This is a genomic window from Pseudomonas sp. RA_5y_Pfl1_P24, from assembly GCF_963970945.1.
GTDB classification, from domain to species: domain Bacteria; phylum Pseudomonadota; class Gammaproteobacteria; order Pseudomonadales; family Pseudomonadaceae; genus Aquipseudomonas; species Aquipseudomonas tritici.
In genome coordinates this window covers 270,373-288,187 of record NZ_CAXAOJ010000003.1, presented here as the reverse complement: position 1 = coordinate 288,187, position 17,815 = coordinate 270,373, and the positions used below count along the sequence as shown (strand labels likewise).

General features: G+C 58.5%; 18 protein-coding genes. 14 read left to right on the top strand and 4 right to left on the bottom strand.

Translation table 11 applies throughout. From position 1 onward, the window contains the following. Nucleotides 1-21: 21 nt before the first annotated feature. Nucleotides 22-942, bottom strand: coding sequence for a GlxA family transcriptional regulator (locus AACY30_RS06050; RefSeq protein ID WP_339455585.1), 921 nt, complete (start codon nt 940-942; stop codon nt 22-24). Between the two features lie 220 nt (nt 943-1,162). Between AACY30_RS06050 and AACY30_RS06045 the strand changes: the two genes are divergently transcribed. Further along, nucleotides 1,163-2,299, top strand: coding sequence for an acyl-CoA dehydrogenase family protein (locus AACY30_RS06045; protein WP_339468453.1), 1,137 nt, complete (start codon nt 1,163-1,165; stop codon nt 2,297-2,299). Between the two features lie 127 nt (nt 2,300-2,426). On the opposite strand, the gene AACY30_RS06040 is transcribed toward AACY30_RS06045, so the two are convergent. Then, entirely contained in the window at nt 2,427-3,467 is a 1,041-nt protein-coding gene (locus tag AACY30_RS06040; protein WP_339417456.1) for an NADP(H)-dependent aldo-keto reductase, read from the bottom strand. A 248-nt stretch (nt 3,468-3,715) separates the two neighbouring features. Between AACY30_RS06040 and rplM the strand changes: the two genes are divergently transcribed. The 8 genes from rplM (at nt 3,716) to AACY30_RS06000 (ending at nt 9,512) form a co-directional block, all read left to right on the top strand. Continuing rightward, nucleotides 3,716-4,144 carry a 50S ribosomal protein L13 gene (gene rplM, locus AACY30_RS06035; protein ID WP_003171742.1) on the top strand — a complete coding sequence of 143 codons (429 nt, stop codon included), beginning with the start codon at nt 3,716-3,718 and terminating at the stop codon, nt 4,142-4,144. Nucleotides 4,145-4,158: 14 nt separating this feature from the next. Then, nucleotides 4,159-4,551 (top strand): 30S ribosomal protein S9, encoded by a 393-nt coding sequence (rpsI, locus tag AACY30_RS06030; RefSeq protein ID WP_003216038.1) that lies wholly within the window; start codon nt 4,159-4,161, stop codon nt 4,549-4,551. Between the two features lie 265 nt (nt 4,552-4,816). After that, nucleotides 4,817-5,413: a ubiquinol-cytochrome c reductase iron-sulfur subunit gene (petA, locus tag AACY30_RS06025; protein WP_339417458.1), complete on the top strand. Its 597-nt coding sequence runs from the start codon at nt 4,817-4,819 to the stop codon at nt 5,411-5,413. After that, complete coding sequence (locus AACY30_RS06020; RefSeq protein WP_032877803.1) at nt 5,410-6,621, top strand: cytochrome b; 1,212 nt, start codon at nt 5,410-5,412, stop codon at nt 6,619-6,621. Before petA ends, AACY30_RS06020 begins: the two co-directional genes overlap by 4 nt. Continuing rightward, complete coding sequence (locus AACY30_RS06015; protein WP_065879619.1) at nt 6,621-7,400, top strand: cytochrome c1; 780 nt, start codon at nt 6,621-6,623, stop codon at nt 7,398-7,400. The genes AACY30_RS06020 and AACY30_RS06015 overlap by 1 nt, the downstream gene beginning before the upstream one ends. A 149-nt stretch (nt 7,401-7,549) precedes the next feature. After that, on the top strand, nt 7,550-8,167 hold the full coding sequence (locus tag AACY30_RS06010) for a glutathione S-transferase N-terminal domain-containing protein (protein WP_339417462.1): 618 nt from the start codon (nt 7,550-7,552) through the stop codon (nt 8,165-8,167). 17 nt (nt 8,168-8,184) lie between these two features. Next, nucleotides 8,185-8,604 carry a ClpXP protease specificity-enhancing factor gene (locus tag AACY30_RS06005; protein ID WP_339417464.1) on the top strand — a complete coding sequence of 140 codons (420 nt, stop codon included), beginning with the start codon at nt 8,185-8,187 and terminating at the stop codon, nt 8,602-8,604. Between the two features lie 158 nt (nt 8,605-8,762). Further along, entirely contained in the window at nt 8,763-9,512 is a 750-nt protein-coding gene (locus tag AACY30_RS06000; protein WP_339468455.1) for a FadR/GntR family transcriptional regulator, read from the top strand. 9 nt (nt 9,513-9,521) lie between these two features. Here the strand turns inward: AACY30_RS06000 and AACY30_RS05995 are convergent, their stop codons facing one another. Both AACY30_RS05995 and AACY30_RS05990 read right to left on the bottom strand, forming a co-directional pair. After that, nucleotides 9,522-9,713, bottom strand: a complete 192-nt coding sequence (locus AACY30_RS05995) for a hypothetical protein (protein ID WP_339468456.1) — start codon at nt 9,711-9,713, stop codon at nt 9,522-9,524. Nucleotides 9,714-9,863: 150 nt separating this feature from the next. Next, complete coding sequence (locus tag AACY30_RS05990) at nt 9,864-11,021, bottom strand: phospholipase (RefSeq protein WP_339468457.1); 1,158 nt, start codon at nt 11,019-11,021, stop codon at nt 9,864-9,866. A gap of 233 nt (nt 11,022-11,254) precedes the next feature. Between AACY30_RS05990 and kdgD the strand changes: the two genes are divergently transcribed. From kdgD to AACY30_RS05965, 5 genes are all read left to right on the top strand, one after another. Further along, nucleotides 11,255-12,166 (top strand): 5-dehydro-4-deoxyglucarate dehydratase, encoded by a 912-nt coding sequence (gene kdgD / locus AACY30_RS05985; protein WP_049710004.1) that lies wholly within the window; start codon nt 11,255-11,257, stop codon nt 12,164-12,166. Between the two features lie 54 nt (nt 12,167-12,220). Next, nucleotides 12,221-13,666: an aldehyde dehydrogenase family protein gene (locus AACY30_RS05980; protein ID WP_339468458.1), complete on the top strand. Its 1,446-nt coding sequence runs from the start codon at nt 12,221-12,223 to the stop codon at nt 13,664-13,666. Between the two features lie 99 nt (nt 13,667-13,765). Continuing rightward, the gene (locus tag AACY30_RS05975) at nt 13,766-15,130 is read left to right on the top strand and encodes an MFS transporter (protein WP_339417471.1); all 1,365 of its coding nucleotides are present in this window, start codon (nt 13,766-13,768) and stop codon (nt 15,128-15,130) included. An 11-nt stretch (nt 15,131-15,141) separates the two neighbouring features. Beyond that, nucleotides 15,142-16,695, top strand: coding sequence for a galactarate dehydratase (garD, locus tag AACY30_RS05970; protein ID WP_339468459.1), 1,554 nt, complete (start codon nt 15,142-15,144; stop codon nt 16,693-16,695). Nucleotides 16,696-16,871: 176 nt separating this feature from the next. Continuing rightward, the gene (locus AACY30_RS05965) at nt 16,872-17,813 is read left to right on the top strand and encodes an AEC family transporter (RefSeq protein ID WP_339468460.1); all 942 of its coding nucleotides are present in this window, start codon (nt 16,872-16,874) and stop codon (nt 17,811-17,813) included. The last annotated feature ends 2 nt before the right edge of the window (nt 17,814-17,815 follow it).

Below are 17,815 nucleotides of genomic sequence, written 5' to 3'. Positions count from 1 at the left end.
TTTTACCGCGTTCAACCTAACTTAGGCAGCCTGCTGGAACTGCTGGCGATACTGGTTCGGCGACAGTTCGGTGTGCTGCCTGAACAGCCGCGCAAAGAAACTCGCATCGTCATAACCCACCTCATAACTGATGGTCTTGATGCTCTTGCGGCTGCCCGAGAGCAGTCCCTTCGCCGTCTCAATTCGCAGCCGCTGCAGGTAATGCAGCGGCTTGTCACCCGTGGCGGTCTGGAAGCGGCGCATGAAATTGCGGATGCTCATGCCGTGTTCCCGTGCCACATCTTCGAAGCGAAATTTGTCTGCGAAATGCTCTTCGAGCCAATGCTGGATCTGCAGGATGATCACGTCCTGGTGCAGCTTCTGCCCGCCAAACCCAATGCGTCCAGGTGCATAGCTGCGCTGCACTTCGTAGAGGATGTCGCGGGCCACGGCCTGGGCGATGTTGGCGCCGCAGAAACGCTCGATCAAGTAGATGTAGAGGTCGCACGCCGAGGTGGTGCCGCCAGCGCAATACAGGTTGTCGGCGTCGGTGAGGTGCTTGTCCTGGTTGAGCTGGACCTTGGGGAAGCGCTCGCTGAAGGCGTTGAAGAAACGCCAGTAGGTGGTCGCCTCCTTGCCGTCGAGCAGGCCGGCTTCCGCCAGCCAGAACACCCCGGTGGCTTCGCCGCACAACACCGCACCGCGGGCATGTTGCTCGCGCAGCCACGGCAGCACTTGAGGGTAGCGCGCGCACAAGGCGTCGAAGTCATCCCAGAAGGCCGGTAATACGATGATGTCGGCGTCTTCCAGGCCGCCGTCCACCGGCATGATCACATCACTGAAGCTGCGCACCGAGTGCCCGTCGGGGCTGACCAGCCTTGTCTCGAACGCAGGGGTCAGGCCCTGGCCCAGTTGCTTGCCGTAACGCAGGCTGGCGAGGTGGAAAAAATCCTTGGCTTGCATGAGGGTTGAAGCGAATACCCGATCAATGGCCAAAATGCTGATGCGCCGCAACGGCGTGGAGATTTGGTTAGACATAATTTCATTTATTCTTATAGGGGAAAGTGGTCACCAGACGGCTGGATCGTCTTATTTTTTGTCGCATGTGTCCAGTGTCCCGTGATGCCTTCGCGGCATAGTCTCTGTGGGTTCGTCTTTGTCCGACAATCCATGCAGGTGACCCATGATTCCCAGAACCTTATTCAGCCCGGAACACGAACTCTTCCGCGAAAGCGTGCGTACCTTCCTTGAAAAAGACGCCGCGCCGTTCCATGGGCAATGGGAGAAACAGGGCTACATCGACCGAAATTTGTGGAGCAAAGCGGGGGAGGCGGGGATGCTGTGTTCTCATCTGCCGGAGGAATACGGCGGGCTGGGCGCGGACTTTTTGTACAGCGCGGTGGTGATCGAGGAGATCAGCCGGCTGGGCCTCACTGGCATCGGTTTTTCCCTGCACTCGGATATTGTGGCGCCTTACATCCTGCATTACGGCAGTGAGGCGCTGAAGCACAAATACCTGCCCAAGTTGATCTCCGGCGAGAGGGTCACGGCTATTGCCATGACTGAACCGGGGGCGGGTTCCGACCTGCAAGGGGTCAAGACCACGGCGGTGCTGGAGGGCGATGAGTATGTGATCAATGGTTCCAAGACCTTCATCACCAACGGCTATCTGGCCGAGCTGGTAATAGTCGTCGCCAAGACCGACCCCAAGGCCGGCGCCAAAGGCATCAGTCTGTTTCTGGTGGAAGCCGACACGCCGGGGTTCGCCAAGGGCAAGCGCCTGGAGAAGGTAGGCATGAAGGCCCAGGACACATCGGAGCTGTTCTTCCAGGACGTGCGTGTGTCCAAGGAAAACCTGTTGGGCCAGGCGGGCATGGGCTTCGCGTACTTGATGCAGGAGTTGCCTCAGGAGCGATTGACGGTGGCGATCGGCGCGCTGTCGTCGGCCGAGGCGGCGTTGGCGTGGACCCTGGAATACACCCGCGAGCGCAAGGCGTTCGGCAAGGCGATTGCGGACTTCCAGAACACCCGCTTCAAGCTGGCGGAGATGGCCACCGAGATTCAGATCGGCCGCGTGTTTGTGGACAAGTGCATGGCGTTGCACCTGGAAGGCAAGCTGGATGTGCCTACGGCAGCGATGGCCAAGTATTGGGCCACGGACTTACAGTGCAAGGTGCTCGACGAGTGCGTGCAGCTGCACGGCGGCTACGGCTTCATGTGGGAATACCCGATCACCCGGGCCTGGGCGGATGCGCGGGTGCAGCGGATTTATGCGGGGACCAATGAGATCATGAAGGAAATTATTGCGCGGGCGCTTTGATGGTTTTGTAGCGATGCTTAGGACCTCTTCGCGAGCAAGCCCGCTCCCACATTCAACCGCATTACAAATGGATGTACTCGGTCAAATGTGGGGGCTGGCTTGCCTGCGATAGCGGTCTACCGGTCAATCAGGGAGCAGGATTTGGGTGATCCTTCTGAATCGCCTCAATCCCTTCCAGCACCTCCTTCGTGAGCTTCAGATCAGCACTGGCAATGTTGCTGTCCAACTGCTCCAGGCTTGTCGCCCCGATGATGTTGCTGGTCACAAACGGCTGCTGCGTGACAAACGCCAAGGCCATCTGTGCCGGGTCCAGACCATGCTCCCGAGCCAGCGCCACATAACGACTGCACGCCGCTTCCGACTGCGGGTTGAAGTAGCGGCTGAAGCGGCTGTATTCCGTCAGTCGTGCTTTTGCAGGGCGCGCGCCGTTCTCGTACTTGCCGCTGAGCATGCCGAACGCCAGTGGCGAATACGCCAGCAAACCGCACTGCTCACGAATCGCGACTTCCGCCAAACCCACCTCAAAACTGCGGTTGAGCAGGTTGTACGGGTTCTGGATCGACACCGCGCGGCTCCAGCCACGGGCTTCGGCCAGGGCGAGGAATTTCATGGTGCCCCACGGCGTTTCATTGGACAGGCCGATGTGGCGGATCTTGCCGGCTTTCACTTGCTCGTCCAGCGCTTCGAGGGTTTCCTCCAGCGGGGTGAGGTCGTCTTCGTCCTTGTGCTTGTAGCTCAGTTGGCCGAAGAAGTTGGTGCTGCGCTCCGGCCAGTGCAGTTGGTAAAGGTCGATCCAGTCGGTCTGCAGGCGCTTGAGGCTGGCATCCAGGGCTTCAACGATGTGCTTGCGGTTGTGGCGCAGGTGGCCGTCGCGGATGTAATCAATGGTGTTGCCGGGGCCGGCGATCTTGCTGGCAAGGATCCAGTCGGCGCGGTCGCCACGGCTTTTGAAGTAATTACCGATATAACGCTCGGTGGTGGCATAGGTGTCGGCCTTGGGCGGCACCGGGTACATTTCGGCCGTGTCGAGGAAGTTTATCCCCGCGGCCTTGGCTCGCTCGATCTGTGCGAAGGCCTCTGCCTCGCTGTTCTGCTCGCCCCAGGTCATGGTGCCCAAGGCTATCGCGCTCACATTCAGATCCGTACGGCCCAGCTGTCGATAATCCATCGGGTACTCCTTCAGGGAAAACAATCATAAAAGCAGGTTGAATTTTTTTTCGCAATCTGCATAATTGCCCACCTCTTTCTGCAGTGGAAGTGATGCGCCGTCTGCCGAAGAATCTTGCCGTTGAACGGACGCGCCGACCCGAGCCCCCGATAGCGTCTGTATCCGGCTGCCTTTGACTTGTCAAAGTACGCACTATTCAGTAAGATCCGCCGTCTAATTTACAGGGCGGCCCCTGAGGCTATTAAAGAATGACAACTTTTACTGCAAAACCGGAAACAGTTCAGCGCGACTGGTTTGTCGTCGACGCCGCTGGTCAGACCCTGGGTCGTCTGGCCACTGAAGTCGCCAGCCGTCTGCGTGGCAAGCACAAGCCTGAGTACACCCCTCACGTTGACACCGGTGACTACATCGTGATCATCAACGCTGAGCAGGTACGTGTTACCGGCAACAAAGCGCAAGACAAAATGTACTACCGTCACTCCGGTTTCCCAGGCGGTATCAAGTCTTCGAACTTCGAAGGTCTGATTTCCAAGAAGCCTGAAGCCCCGATCGAAATCGCGGTCAAAGGCATGCTGCCGAAGGGCCCACTGGGTCGCGATATGTTTCGCAAGCTGAAAGTCTATGCGGGCGCTGTACACCCTCATGCTGCTCAGCAGCCCCAAGAACTGAAGTTTTAACGGAATAGTTCATTATGTCGGCGACTCAAAATTACGGCACTGGCCGTCGCAAAACCGCAACCGCACGCGTTTTCCTGCGTCCGGGCACTGGTAACATCTCGATCAACAACCGCACTCTGGAAAACTTCTTCGGTCGCGAAACTGCCCGCATGGTAGTTCGTCAGCCGCTGGAACTGACCGAGACCGTTGAAAAGTTCGACATCTACGTCACCGTTATCGGTGGCGGTGTAAGTGGTCAAGCTGGCGCAATCCGCCACGGTATCACTCGCGCTCTGATGCAGTACGACGAAACCCTGCGTGGCGCTCTGCGCAAAGCTGGCTTCGTGACTCGTGATGCCCGTGAAGTTGAACGTAAGAAAGTCGGTCTGCGTAAAGCGCGTAAGCGTCCGCAGTACTCGAAGCGTTAATTCGCTTTACGTTCCACAAAGCGCCCAGCCTCCTCACGGAGCTGGGCGTTTTTTATTGCCTGCGATTTATGCATAAAAATCGCCGTGACAACTTGCCACATCCGTAGACCCCCTATACTACAAGGCCTGGAGGCGGAGCCCCGGGCAATTCCCTTGTCATACGTGGGGCTTTTCATTACCATTCGGCAAAATTTTTATAAGTTCAGATTTAATACTTAGTAGACGCCTGATTTAACAGGCCAAAAAGCTGATGGGAGAGGACTGAATGAGCAATGACGGCGTGAATGCAGGCCGGCGTCGCTTCTTGGTAGCAGCCACATCCGTGGTGGGTGCTGCAGGAGCGGTGGGGGCTGCGGTCCCGTTCGTGGGGTCATGGTTTCCCAGTGCCAAGGCGAAAGCCGCAGGTGCACCGGTGAAGGTGAATATCAGCAAAATCGAGCCAGGCCAGCAGATGATTGCTGAATGGCGCGGCCAGCCGGTTTTCATTGTTCGTCGTACAGAGGAAATCCTGGGGAATCTCAAGAAGATCGAGGGCCAGTTGTCTGACCCGAAGTCCGAGAAGTCCGACCAACCCGCCTACGCCAAGAACGAAGCACGTTCGATCAAGCCAGAGATCCTGCTGGTGGTTGGTCTGTGCACCCACCTGGGGTGCTCGCCGACCTTCCGCCCGGAAGTCGCTCCTGTGGACCTGGGCAAGGATTGGGTCGGAGGTTATTTCTGCCCCTGCCACGGTTCCCACTACGACCTCGCCGGCCGCGTCTACAAGTCCCAGCCTGCGCCTTTGAACTTGCCGGTTCCTCCGCACGAGTACGAATCTGACGACATCATTGTCATTGGCCTCGATAAGGAGAACGCGTCATGAGTAAGTTCATGGATTGGGTAGATGCGCGCTTCCCCGCCACTAAAATGTGGGAAGACCATCTCAGCAAATATTACGCGCCGAAAAACTTCAACTTCTTCTACTTCTTCGGCTCCCTGGCCCTGTTGGTGCTGGTCAACCAGATCGTCACCGGCGTATGGCTGACGATGAGCTACACGCCGTCGGCGGAGGAAGCGTTTGCTTCCGTCGAATACATCATGCGTGACGTCGAGTACGGCTCGATCCTGCGCCTGCTGCACTCCACGGGCGCGTCGGCGTTCTTTATCGTCGTGTATATGCACATGTTCCGTGGCCTGCTCTACGGTTCGTACCAGAAGCCGCGCGAGTTGGTGTGGGTCTTTGGCATGCTGATCTACCTGGCGCTGATGGCCGAAGCCTTCATGGGCTACCTGCTGCCCTGGGGCCAGATGTCGTACTGGGGCGCCCAGGTGATCATCTCGTTGTTCGGCGCGATCCCGGTAATCGGCAACGACCTGACCCAGTGGATTCGCGGTGACTACCTGATCTCTGGTATTACCTTGAACCGCTTCTTTGCGCTGCACGTTGTTGCCCTGCCGATCGTGATTCTCGGCCTGGTAGTGCTGCACATCCTGGCGCTGCACGAAGTGGGTTCCAACAACCCTGATGGCGTGGACATCAAGAAGCACAAGGACGAAAACGGCATCCCGCTGGACGGCATTCCGTTCCACCCTTACTACACCGTCAAAGACATTGTCGGCGTAGTGGTGTTCCTGTTCGTGTTCTGCTCGATCGTGTTCTTTTTCCCGGAGATGGGCGGTTATTTCCTGGAGAAACCTAACTTCGAACAGGCTAACGCCTTCAAGACACCTGAGCACATTGCCCCGGTCTGGTACTTCACGCCGTTCTACGCAATCTTGCGCGCAATCCCCGACAAACTCATGGGCGTGATCGCCATGGGCGCGGCCATTGCGGTGCTGTTCGTGTTGCCTTGGCTCGACCGCAGCCCGGTCAAGTCCATGCGCTACAAGGGCTGGCTGAGCAAGATCTGGCTGTGGGTGTTCTGCATTTCGTTCGTGATCCTGGGTGTGCTGGGCGTATTGGCGCCGACGCCTGAGCGTACGTTGCTGTCGCAGGTCTGCACCTTCCTGTACTTCGCCTACTTCATTCTGATGCCGTTCTATACCCGGCTCGAGAAGACCAAACCGGTTCCGGAAAGGGTGACTGGCTGATGAAAAAGTTATTTGTTGCATTGATGCTTGCGGCCTTGCCGCTACTGTCCTTCGCTGCCGAACACGGCGGCCCGGAACTGGAAAAAGTCGATATCGACGTCTCGGATAAAGCCGCCCTGCAAGACGGCGCGCGGACGTTCGCCAACTACTGCATGGGCTGTCACAGCGCCAAGTTCCAGCGTTATGAGCGTGTCGCCGATGACCTCGGCATTCCTCATGAAACGATGCTGGAGAAGCTGGTGTTCACCGGTGCCAAGATCGGCGACCACATGAACATCGGCATGAAGCCTGCGGATGCCAAGGCCTGGTTCGGTGCTGCACCGCCTGACCTGACCCTGGTGGCGCGCGTGCGCGGTACCGATTGGCTGTATGGCTACCTGAAATCCTTTTATGAAGACCCGGCGCGTCCTTACCAGGTCAACAACCGCGTGTTCCCGAACGTCGGCATGCCTAACGTTCTGGTCGGCCTGCAAGGCAAGCAAGTGGTAGGATGCAAGCAGATTCAGGTCGTTGAAGACGGCAAGAAGCAATACGATCCGTTGACCGGCACGCCCTTGACTCATGAAGCGTGCGATCAACTGACGATAGAGACTCCAGGTTCCCAGACTGAGGAGCAGTTCGACGGGACGGTCAAGAACCTCGTGACCTTCCTGGCCTACTCTGCCAACCCGGTCAAATTGCAGCATCAGCGCATCGGTACGTATGTGTTGCTGTACCTGGCTTTCTTCTTCGTATTCGCCTATCTGCTCAAACGCGAATACTGGAAGGATGTGCATTGATCCAACCGTAAGCAATTGCTGTTAATCTTGCGCGCCCAGCGGCATCTCTGAACACGTAGCGATCTGGTTGTGCCAGGCGTTATAGAGATGCTCTCTGGGCGCGCTCGTTTTTGAGCTTTCGATAATTTCAACACGCGAGGAGGACCGCCATGGGCGTGACCAACCGGTTGGCCTGTTACTCCGACCCCGCCGACCACTATTCCCACCGAGTACGCATCGTGCTCGCAGAGAAGGGTGTCAGCGCCGAGATCATCACTGTGGAGGCAGGTCGCCACCCACCGAAACTGATCGAAGTGAACCCTTACGGCAGCTTGCCCACCCTGGTCGATCGTGACCTGGCGTTGTGGGAGTCAACCGTGGTGATGGAATACCTGGATGAGCGTTACCCGCATCCACCTTTGCTGCCGGTGTACCCGGTGGCGCGTGCCAACAGCCGCCTGCTGATCCATCGGATCCAGCGTGACTGGTGTGGGCTGGTGGATCTGATTCTGGACACACGCAGTAAAGAGCCGGCACGAGTGCAGGCGCGTAAGGAATTGCGCGAGAGCCTGACCGGTGTTTCGCCGTTGTTCGCCGACAAACCTTTTTTCCTCAGCGAGGAACAAAGCTTGGTGGATTGCTGCCTATTACCGATACTCTGGCGCTTGCCGATTCTCGGTATTGAACTGCCGCGGCCGGCCAAGCCGCTGCTTGATTACATGGAGCGCCAGTTTGCGCGTGAGGCTTTCCAGGCGAGTCTGTCTGGTGTCGAACGCGATATGCGCTAAGGCTTAAGGAGCCGCTGATGAACTCCAGTCGACCCTACTTGGTCCGCGCGCTCTATGAGTGGATTGTGGACAACGATTGCACCCCGCACATGCTGGTCAATTCCGAATTTCCTGCGGTTCAGGTACCGGAGGGTTTTGCCAGTGATGGACAAATTGTGCTGAACGTATCGCCGAGTGCCGTGCGCCACCTGCACATGGACAACGAAGCCGTGAGCTTTGAAGGGCGTTTCGGCGGCGTACCGCATACGCTTTACGTGCCGACTGGCGCCATCCTCGGCATTTATGCCCGGGAGAACGGCCAAGGCATGGTGTTCGATCTGGAGTCGCCTTTCGAGGATGACGAAACGATCGAAGCAGAAGATGGCGACGATCTGCCGCCACCGGATTCCGAGCCACCGCGCCCTAGCGGCCGGCCGAGCCTGAAAGTCGTGAAGTAACCGGTTTTCACCCTCGGGTGAGCCTCAAAAATGCCTCGATCTGTGTCGGGGCATTTTTTTGCGCGCAGGATATCAATGAAAGTCGTGCCCGGGCAGTGATCGTACAACCGCCATGGGCTATGATGCGTGTTCAAGTTCGCCGAGAAAAATGGATCATCATGGATAACGCTGCCACCGCCCCTCGTCTTCCCCGCAAGCGTCGCAGCCTTGCCCAGGAATTGGTCACGGTGTTGTCCGAGCAGATCCGCGACGGTCAGCTCAAGCGTGGCGATAAACTGCCCACCGAGTCGGCGATCATGGATGCCCATGGGGTCAGCCGCACCGTGGTGCGTGAGGCCATCTCACGCTTGCAGGCGGCGGGGCAGGTCGAGACCCGTCACGGTATCGGCACGTTTGTGCTGGATACGCCGAGCCCAAGCGGCTTCCGTATCGACCCGGCCACGGTGGTAACGCTGCGTGATGTGCTGGCGATTCTGGAATTGCGGATCAGCCTGGAAGTGGAGTCCGCAGGGTTGGCCGCATTGCGTCGCAGCGACGAGCAACTGGCCGCCATGCGTGCGGCGCTCGATGCCCTGAATGAAAGCGCGGCCCATGCCGGCGATGCTGTAGCCTCCGATTTTGCGTTTCACCTCGAAATTGCGCTGTCGACCGGTAACCGCTACTTCACCGATATCATGACCCACCTGGGTACCAGCATCATTCCGCGTACGCGTTTGAATTCTGCGCGCTTGGCGCATGATGACCAGCAGCATTACATGGGGCGTTTGAGCCGCGAGCACGAAGAAATTTATGAGGCGATTGCGCGCCGGGATTCAGATGCGGCGCGGGCGGCAATGCGGTTGCATTTGACGAATAGTCGGGAGCGGCTGCGCCATGCTCATGAGGAGGCGGAGGCGCAGCGCCTTTAGAAAAGCCTATCAGGCAGCAGCCAACTCGAACTCAACGCCAGTGATGACATCGTTCTCCGAGTAGAACGTTTTACTCACAACGACAAAAAGGTGACCGTCCTGGTTGATATGGTCTCCTTTGTTGGGCAGTTCGCTGATGTCGATATTCGAAGTGCTGTTTTTCTTGGGGCCTTTGAATGTAACCGAAATTTTAGTCGCCATGATCAAGCCTCATTGAGTAACAGAAGATTGGGTGAGCACCGCACGTCTCGTGCGGGCTCAATCACCTTAGGATGGCTGGAAATGCCGCGACACTGTCAGAATTCACAGTTCTGACGAGCGGTGTCAAACGCGCATGAGGCTTTGCTCAACTCAAGGCTGCGGGTTATTCGGCGTGTAGTCCCTCAACAACAGATACGTACTCCACCCCCACCAATCATTCGTCCAGTGCTTGTCGTTCAAGTCATTCACATCCTTGCGCCTCAGCACCTTTTCACCCTCTACCTTAAACAGCGGTGAGAAGTTATTCGCCGGGTTCTGCGCGGCATTCAGGTCCGGCACATGCAGCGGTGCCTTGAAGTTGGCCGGGGAGGGCGGAACACCACTGATGAAGGTGTCGAAGACCTCATCCGCCGAGGCCTGCACCGCACGTTTTACCTGCGTCCGGTTGTCCGCGTCGATGGCGTCGAAGTAGCGTTTATCCCCATAAGCGTGCCACTGATCTCCCAGGGCATTGCGCACCTTGAGCCCGAACGTGCTGTCTTCATCGTGCATGAAACGGCTGATCAGCGAGCCCAATTCACCGGGCGTTACCACTGCCGCCAACTGCTTGCGCGGGACCCGCAAGTGGCCTGCGGAAAACAGATCGGTCAAAAAGTGATCAGCAAAGCTGTTCATGGCATACGCCAGTTCCAGGGCCTGGTCGGTGCCGGTTTGGTGAGCCACCACGGCTTGTTGCAGCGCCGCCGTATGCCCCGCCAAATAGGCCGACAGCGCCCATTCGCCGAAGTGGTCGGCATTGTCCGCCGCCAGTTTCAGGTAGCGGCCCAACGGGACAAGCGCCGAAACAGCGCTGCCACCCCCAGTGATGCGGTTCCATTCCTCAGACAGCGTATCGCCCAGGGCGTCATAGGCTTGATGAGCCTGCTTGCCGTCCTTTATTGCCTGTTTGACCGCAGTGATCTCCTTTTGCATCACCGCCAGGATCTTGTGTGCTTCTTCTCGCGAAGCGGGCAGCACGGCCAGCGAGTTGAAAGCGCCAGTGAAGCGCTGCACGCGCTCTGCCGGGGATGCACCATCGCTGATGGGCTGGCCGGGGATGCCATAGAAGTCGCCGCCCAGGGCGATCACTTGGCCATAGGTGAGCGCCAAGCCGTTGGGCAGGTGCAGTTCGACTTGGCGCGCGGGGATCGCCGGTGCGTCCTTGACGAAGCGCAACAGGGTGTCATCGCCGATGGCAGTGTGTTCACCGCCTTCGAAACGTAGGGTAGGCGGGTTTTTTTCGGGTGCCGCGAGTTCAAGACCTGACATGTTAGCTCCTTGCTATGTCGTAAAAATCTTCCGTGATTGCTGTATGTTCGTACAGTATTGGCGAGCTTAGAGGAAAATTTTCCTACGTCAAGAAGGCGGCTCTAAACACCTTGCGGATGAAGTTTGATGAATTGCAGTTGACGAATATTTTTATAGTTGTACGATGACGTACGACATCACCAAAACCAACAATAACCTTTCGACAGAAAGTCTTTACCCAGGGTGTTCGAATAATGAATCCACAAGAACTGAAGTCCATCCTCTCCCACGGTCTGCTCTCTTTCCCGGTGACCGATTTCAATGCCCAGGGTGACTTTCACCAGGCGGGCTACATCAAGCGTTTAGAGTGGCTGGCACCGTATGGCGCGACCGCCTTGTTCGCGGCCGGCGGCACTGGTGAGTTTTTCTCCCTCGCTGCCAGCGAATATTCCCAGGTGGTGAAAACCGCCGTTGATACCTGCGCGACCAGCGTGCCGATCCTCGCCGGCGTGGGCGGTTCGACCCGACAAGCTATCGAGTACGCTCAAGAAGCCGAGCGTCTGGGGGCCAAAGGCCTGCTGTTGCTGCCGCACTACCTCACCGAAGCCAGCCAAGACGGCGTTGCCGCTCACGTTGAAGCGGTGTGCAAATCGGTCAAGATCGGCGTGGTGGTCTACAACCGCAATGTCTGCCGCCTGACCGCACCGCTGCTGGAACGTCTGGCCGAGCGCTGTCCGAACCTGATCGGCTACAAAGACGGCCTGGGTGACATTGAGTTGATGGTGTCGATCCGCCGTCGCCTGGGTGACCGTTTCAGCTACCTTGGCGGCCTGCCGACGGCAGAGGTTTACGCCGCTGCCTACAAGGCCTTGGGCGTACCGGTGTACTCCTCGGCGGTGTTCAACTTCATCCCGAAAACCGCGATGGATTTCTATCACGCGATTGCCCGCGAAGATCACGCTACCGTTGGCAAAATCATCGACGACTTCTTCCTGCCATACCTGGACATCCGTAACCGCAAATCCGGTTATGCCGTGAGTATCGTCAAGGCCGGTGCAAAAATCGCAGGCTATGACGCCGGCCCGGTGCGTACGCCGCTGACCGACCTGTTGCCGGAAGAGTACGAAGCCCTGGCCGCGCTGATCGACAAGCAAGGCCCGCAATAACCTATCTATAAGGCCGCTGAGCAATCAGCGGCCTTTTGCGTCAGGAGAAGATTCGTGTCCCAAGCCCAACGTTTTGACAACTACATCAACGGCCAATGGGTGGCCGGCGCTGACTATTGCGTCAACGTCAACCCGTCGGAGTTGTCCGATGTCATTGGTGAATACGCCAAGGCTGATGTCGCCCAAGTCAACGCCGCCATCGATGCTGCTCGCGCGGCGTTCCCGGCCTGGTCCACTTCCGGCATTCAAGCGCGCCACGATGCCTTGGATAAAGTCGGCAGCGAAATCCTCGCGCGCCGCGAAGAGCTCGGCACCTTGCTGGCTCGGGAAGAAGGCAAGACCCTGCCCGAGGCCATCGGCGAAGTGACCCGTGCCGGTAACATTTTCAAGTTCTTCGCCGGCGAATGCCTGCGCTTGTCCGGTGACTACGTGCCGTCGGTACGCCCAGGCGTCAACGTTGAGGTCACTCGCGAAGCCTTGGGAGTGGTCGGCCTGATCACTCCGTGGAACTTCCCGATTGCCATCCCCGCGTGGAAGATCGCCCCAGCCCTGGCCTACGGCAACTGCGTAGTGATCAAACCTGCTGAACTGGTACCGGGCTGCGCCTGGGCCCTGGCCGAAATCATCTCGCGCGCCGGTTTCCCTGCCGGTGTATTCAACCTGGTGATGGGCAGCGGTCGTGTGGTGGGCGATGTGCTGGTCAACAGCCCGAAAGTCGATGGCATCAGCTTCACTGGTTCTGTCGGTGTAGGTCGCCAGATCGCTGTCAGCTGTGTCTCGCGCCAGGCCAAAGTGCAATTGGAAATGGGCGGCAAGAACCCGCAGATCATCCTCGACGACGCCGACCTCAAGCAGGCCGTCGAGCTCTCGGTACAGAGCGCGTTCTACTCCACCGGCCAGCGTTGCACCGCCTCCAGCCGCTTGATCGTCACCGCCGGTATTCACGACCAGTTCGTCGCGGCCATGGCTGAGCGCATGAAGTCGATCAAAGTCGGCCACGCCTTGAAAAGCGGCACCGATATCGGCCCGGTCGTTTCCCAGGCCCAGTTGGACCAGGACCTCAAGTACATCGACATCGGCCAAAGTGAAGGTGCGCGGCTGGTCAGCGGTGGCGGCCTGGTGACCTGTGATACCGAAGGCTACTACCTGGCGCCGACGCTGTTTGCCGACAGCGAAGCCGCCATGCGCATCAGCCGTGAAGAAATCTTTGGCCCAGTCGCCAACGTTGTGCGCGTGGCGGACTACGAAGCGGCGCTGGCCATGGCCAACGACACCGAGTTCGGTTTGTCGGCGGGCATTGCCACTACTTCGCTGAAGTACGCCAACCACTTCAAACGCCACTCCCAGGCCGGGATGGTGATGGTCAACCTGCCAACCGCGGGTGTGGATTATCACGTTCCATTCGGTGGCCGTAAGGGCTCATCCTATGGTTCGCGTGAGCAAGGTCGCTATGCACAAGAGTTCTACACCGTGGTGAAGACCAGCTACATCGGTTCGTAACAGCGACACCAGGTGGGGGCCAGATGCCTGCTGGCTCCCCCAACAAAAAAACAGAAAACCATTACCCGCAAAAAAAATAATTAGTGGGAGTACTTCTACATGCAAGCGACCAAGCCGACCCACGTCCGCTATTTGATCCTGCTCATGCTGTTCCTGGTGACCACGATCAACTACGCCGACCGGGCCACCATCGCCATCGCAGGCTCCAGCCTGCAAAAAGACCTCGGTATCGACGCGGTCACCCTCGGTTACATCTTCTCCGCATTCGGTTGGGCCTACGTGGCCGGGCAAATCCCCGGCGGCTGGCTGCTGGACCGTTTCGGCTCGAAAAAAGTCTATGCCCTGAGCATCTTCACCTGGTCACTGTTCACCGTGCTGCAAGGCTATGTCGGTGAGTTCGGCGTCTCCACCGCCGTTGTTGCGCTGTTTATGCTGCGCTTCATGGTGGGCCTGGCCGAAGCGCCATCCTTCCCCGGTAACGCACGTATCGTGGCAGCGTGGTTCCCTACCGCAGAGCGCGGTACCGCCTCGGCGATCTTCAACTCAGCGCAGTACTTTGCCACTGTGTTGTTCGCGCCACTGATGGGCTGGATCGTCTACCGCTTTGGCTGGCAGCACGTGTTTATCGTGATGGGCGTGATCGGCATTACCTTCTCGCTGATCTGGCTGAAAGTTATCCACAGCCCGCGCCAGCACCCGCTGATCAACGAAGCAGAGCTCAATCACATCGCCGCCAACGGCGCGATGGTCGATATGGATCAGGACAAAGGCAAGGGCAAGAAAACTGACGGTCCGAAGTGGGATTACATCCGCCAGCTGCTGACCAACCGCATGATGCTCGGCGTCTATTTGGGCCAGTACTGCATCAACGGCATCACTTATTTCTTCCTGACGTGGTTCCCTGTGTACCTGGTGCAGGACCGTGGCATGACCATCCTCAAGGCGGGTTTCATCGCCTCGTTGCCAGCGATCTGCGGGTTTATCGGTGGCGTGCTCGGTGGGGTGATTTCCGACTACCTGCTGCGCAAGGGCCATTCCCTGACGTTCGCGCGCAAAGCGCCGATCATTGCCGGCCTGTTGGTCTCCAGCAGCATCATCGCGTGTAACTACGTTGACGTTGAGTGGATGGTCGTGGGCTTCATGGCGTTGGCCTTCTTCGGCAAAGGCGTTGGCGCACTGGGTTGGGCGGTAGTGTCCGACACTTCGCCGAAACAAATCGCCGGCCTCAGTGGCGGCTTGTTCAACACCTTCGGTAACCTGGCGTCGATCACCACCCCGATTGTCATCGGCTACATCATCGCCACCACCGGTTCGTTCAAGTGGGCCCTGGTGTTCGTCGGCGCCAACGCGCTGGTGGCGGTATTCAGCTACTTGGTCATCGTCGGTCCGATCAAGCGTGTGGTGCTCAAAGAGCCACCAGCCAAAGGCCCAGAGCTGACCAACCTTACCGAAGCGCATTCCTGAGGGGCGATGTAATGCAGTTGATTGAACATGCCGACTCGCCGCGCTCGATTCGTTTGCACGAGCGCGACAACGTGGTGATCGTGGTCAATGACCAGGGTGTACCGGCCGGGACGGAGTTTCCGGATGGCCTGGTGACCGTGGATTTCATCCCCCAGAGCCACAAGGTGACCTTGGAAGATATCCCTGAAGGCGGTCAGATAATTCGCTACGGCCAGACCATCGGTTACGCCTTGGCGCCGATTCCGCGCGGCAGTTGGGTGCAGGAAGATCAACTGCGCATGCCGACCGCGCCGCCGCTGGACAGCTTGCCGCTGTCCACCGAGGTGCCTGAGACCCAGGCGCCGCTGGAAGGGTTTACGTTCGAGGGATACCGCAATGCCGACGGCACCGTGGGCACGCGCAATATCCTCGGCATCACCACTACGGTGCAGTGCGTCACCGGGGTGCTGGACCATGCGGTCAAGCGCATCAAGGATGAGTTGCTGCCCAAGTACCAACATGTCGACGACGTAGTGGCGCTGACCCACAGCTACGGCTGCGGGGTGGCGATCACGGCGACGGATGCCTACATCCCGATCCGTACCGTGCGCAACCTGGCGCGCAACCCGAACCTGGGGGGCGAAGCACTCGTGATCAGTCTGGGCTGTGAGAAATTGCAGGCCGGGCAGGTCATGCACGATAACGACAGCTCCGTCGACCTCAGCGAGCCGTGGCTGTATCGGCTGCAGGACTCCAGCCACGGTTTCACCGAAATGATCGAGCAGATCATGGCGCTGGCCGAGACGCGCCTGAAGAAACTCGATCAGCGTCGCCGGGAAACCGTGCCGGCGTCCGAGCTGATCCTGGGCATGCAGTGTGGTGGCAGCGATGCATTTTCCGGCATCACCGCCAACCCGGCACTGGGCTACGCCTCGGATTTGCTGTTGCGGGCGGGGGCGACGGTGATGTTTTCCGAAGTCACTGAAGTCCGTGATGCCATCTACCTGCTGACTTCGCGTGCAGAGAGCAAGGAAGTTGCCCAGGAACTGGTCAGGGAAATGGACTGGTACGACCGTTACCTGGCCAAGGGCGAAGCGGATCGCAGTGCCAACACCACGCCGGGCAACAAGAAGGGCGGCTTGTCGAACATCGTCGAGAAGTCCTTGGGCTCTATCGTCAAATCCGGCAGCAGCGCAATTAATGGTGTACTGGGCCCGGGCGAGCGTTTCAAGGGCAAGGGCCTGATCTTTTGCGCCACGCCGGCCAGTGACTTTGTGTGCGGTACCTTGCAACTGGCGGCGGGGATGAACCTGCATGTGTTCACCACCGGGCGTGGCACGCCTTATGGGCTGGCGATGGCGCCGGTGGTGAAGGTGTCGACCCGTACGGAGCTGGCGCAGCGCTGGCCCGACCTCATCGATATCGACGCCGGGCGTATTGCCACTGGGCGCGCGAGCATCGAGGAGTTGGGTTGGGAGTTGTTTCACTTCTACCTGGATGTGGCCAGCGGCAAAAAGCAGACGTGGGCCGAGCATCACAAGCTGCATAACGACATCACCTTGTTTAACCCTGCGCCTATTACTTGAGACCGAGTCGCCAGCTTCGCGAGCAAGCCCGCTCCCACATTCGACCGCGTTCATGCTGGAGGAATGCGGTCAAAATGTGGGGGCGGGCTTGCTCGCGAAAGCGGTAGACCAGACGAAGCGGCCCACACTGGCTTATCATTAGCCACCTAACGACGCTCACCAAGGTTCTCCCCGGCATGCTGGCAATTTTCCTCACCACCCTCACCATCACCGCGCCGGTGTTTACCATGCTGTTTCTCGGTGTGCTGCTCAAGCGCATCCACTGGATCAACGACAACTTTATCCACACGGCTTCATCCCTGGTGTTCAACGTCACCATGCCGGCGTTGCTGTTCCTCGGCATCCTGCATGCCGACCTGCATTCGGCGCTCAAGCCGGGCTTGCTGATTTACTTTTCCGTCGCCACCTTGCTCAGCTTTGCCCTGGCTTGGGGCTGGGCGATCTTTAGATGCAAGCGTGAAGACCGAGGCATCTACACCCAAGGCGCGTTTCGCGGCAACAACGGGGTGATCGGCCTGGCGCTCGCGGCCAGTATGTACGGCGACTACGGCATCTCCCTCGGTGCGATCCTCGCGGCGCTGGTGATCCTGTTCTACAACACGCTGTCGACCATTGTGCTGGCGGTGTACAGCCCGGTGATCAAGTCCGACCCATGGAGCATCTTCAAAAGTGTGGCGGCCAACCCGCTGATCATCAGTGTGATCGTGGCTGCGCCGTTCGCCTATTTTCAGATCGGCCTGCCGGGCTGGCTGGAAAAATCTCTGCAGTACCTGGCAGACACTACGTTGCCACTGGCGTTGATCTGCATTGGCGGCACGTTGTCCTTGGCGGCGCTGCGCAAGAGCGGCAACATGGCGTTGAGCGCGAGCTTGATGAAAATGGTCTGGCTCCCGGTCGTCGCCACTCTGGGGGCATGGTGGCTTGGCTTCCGAGGGCCAGAGTTGGGGATTCTGTTCCTGTACTTCGGCGCACCGACTGCCGCTGCAAGCTTCGTGATGGCGAGGGCAGCTGACGGTAACCATGAATTGGCGGCGGCGATTATCGTAATCACCACGCTGATAGCGGCGGTGACTACGAATATCGGGATCTTTGTGTTGCAGGCCGGTGGTTGGATCTGAGA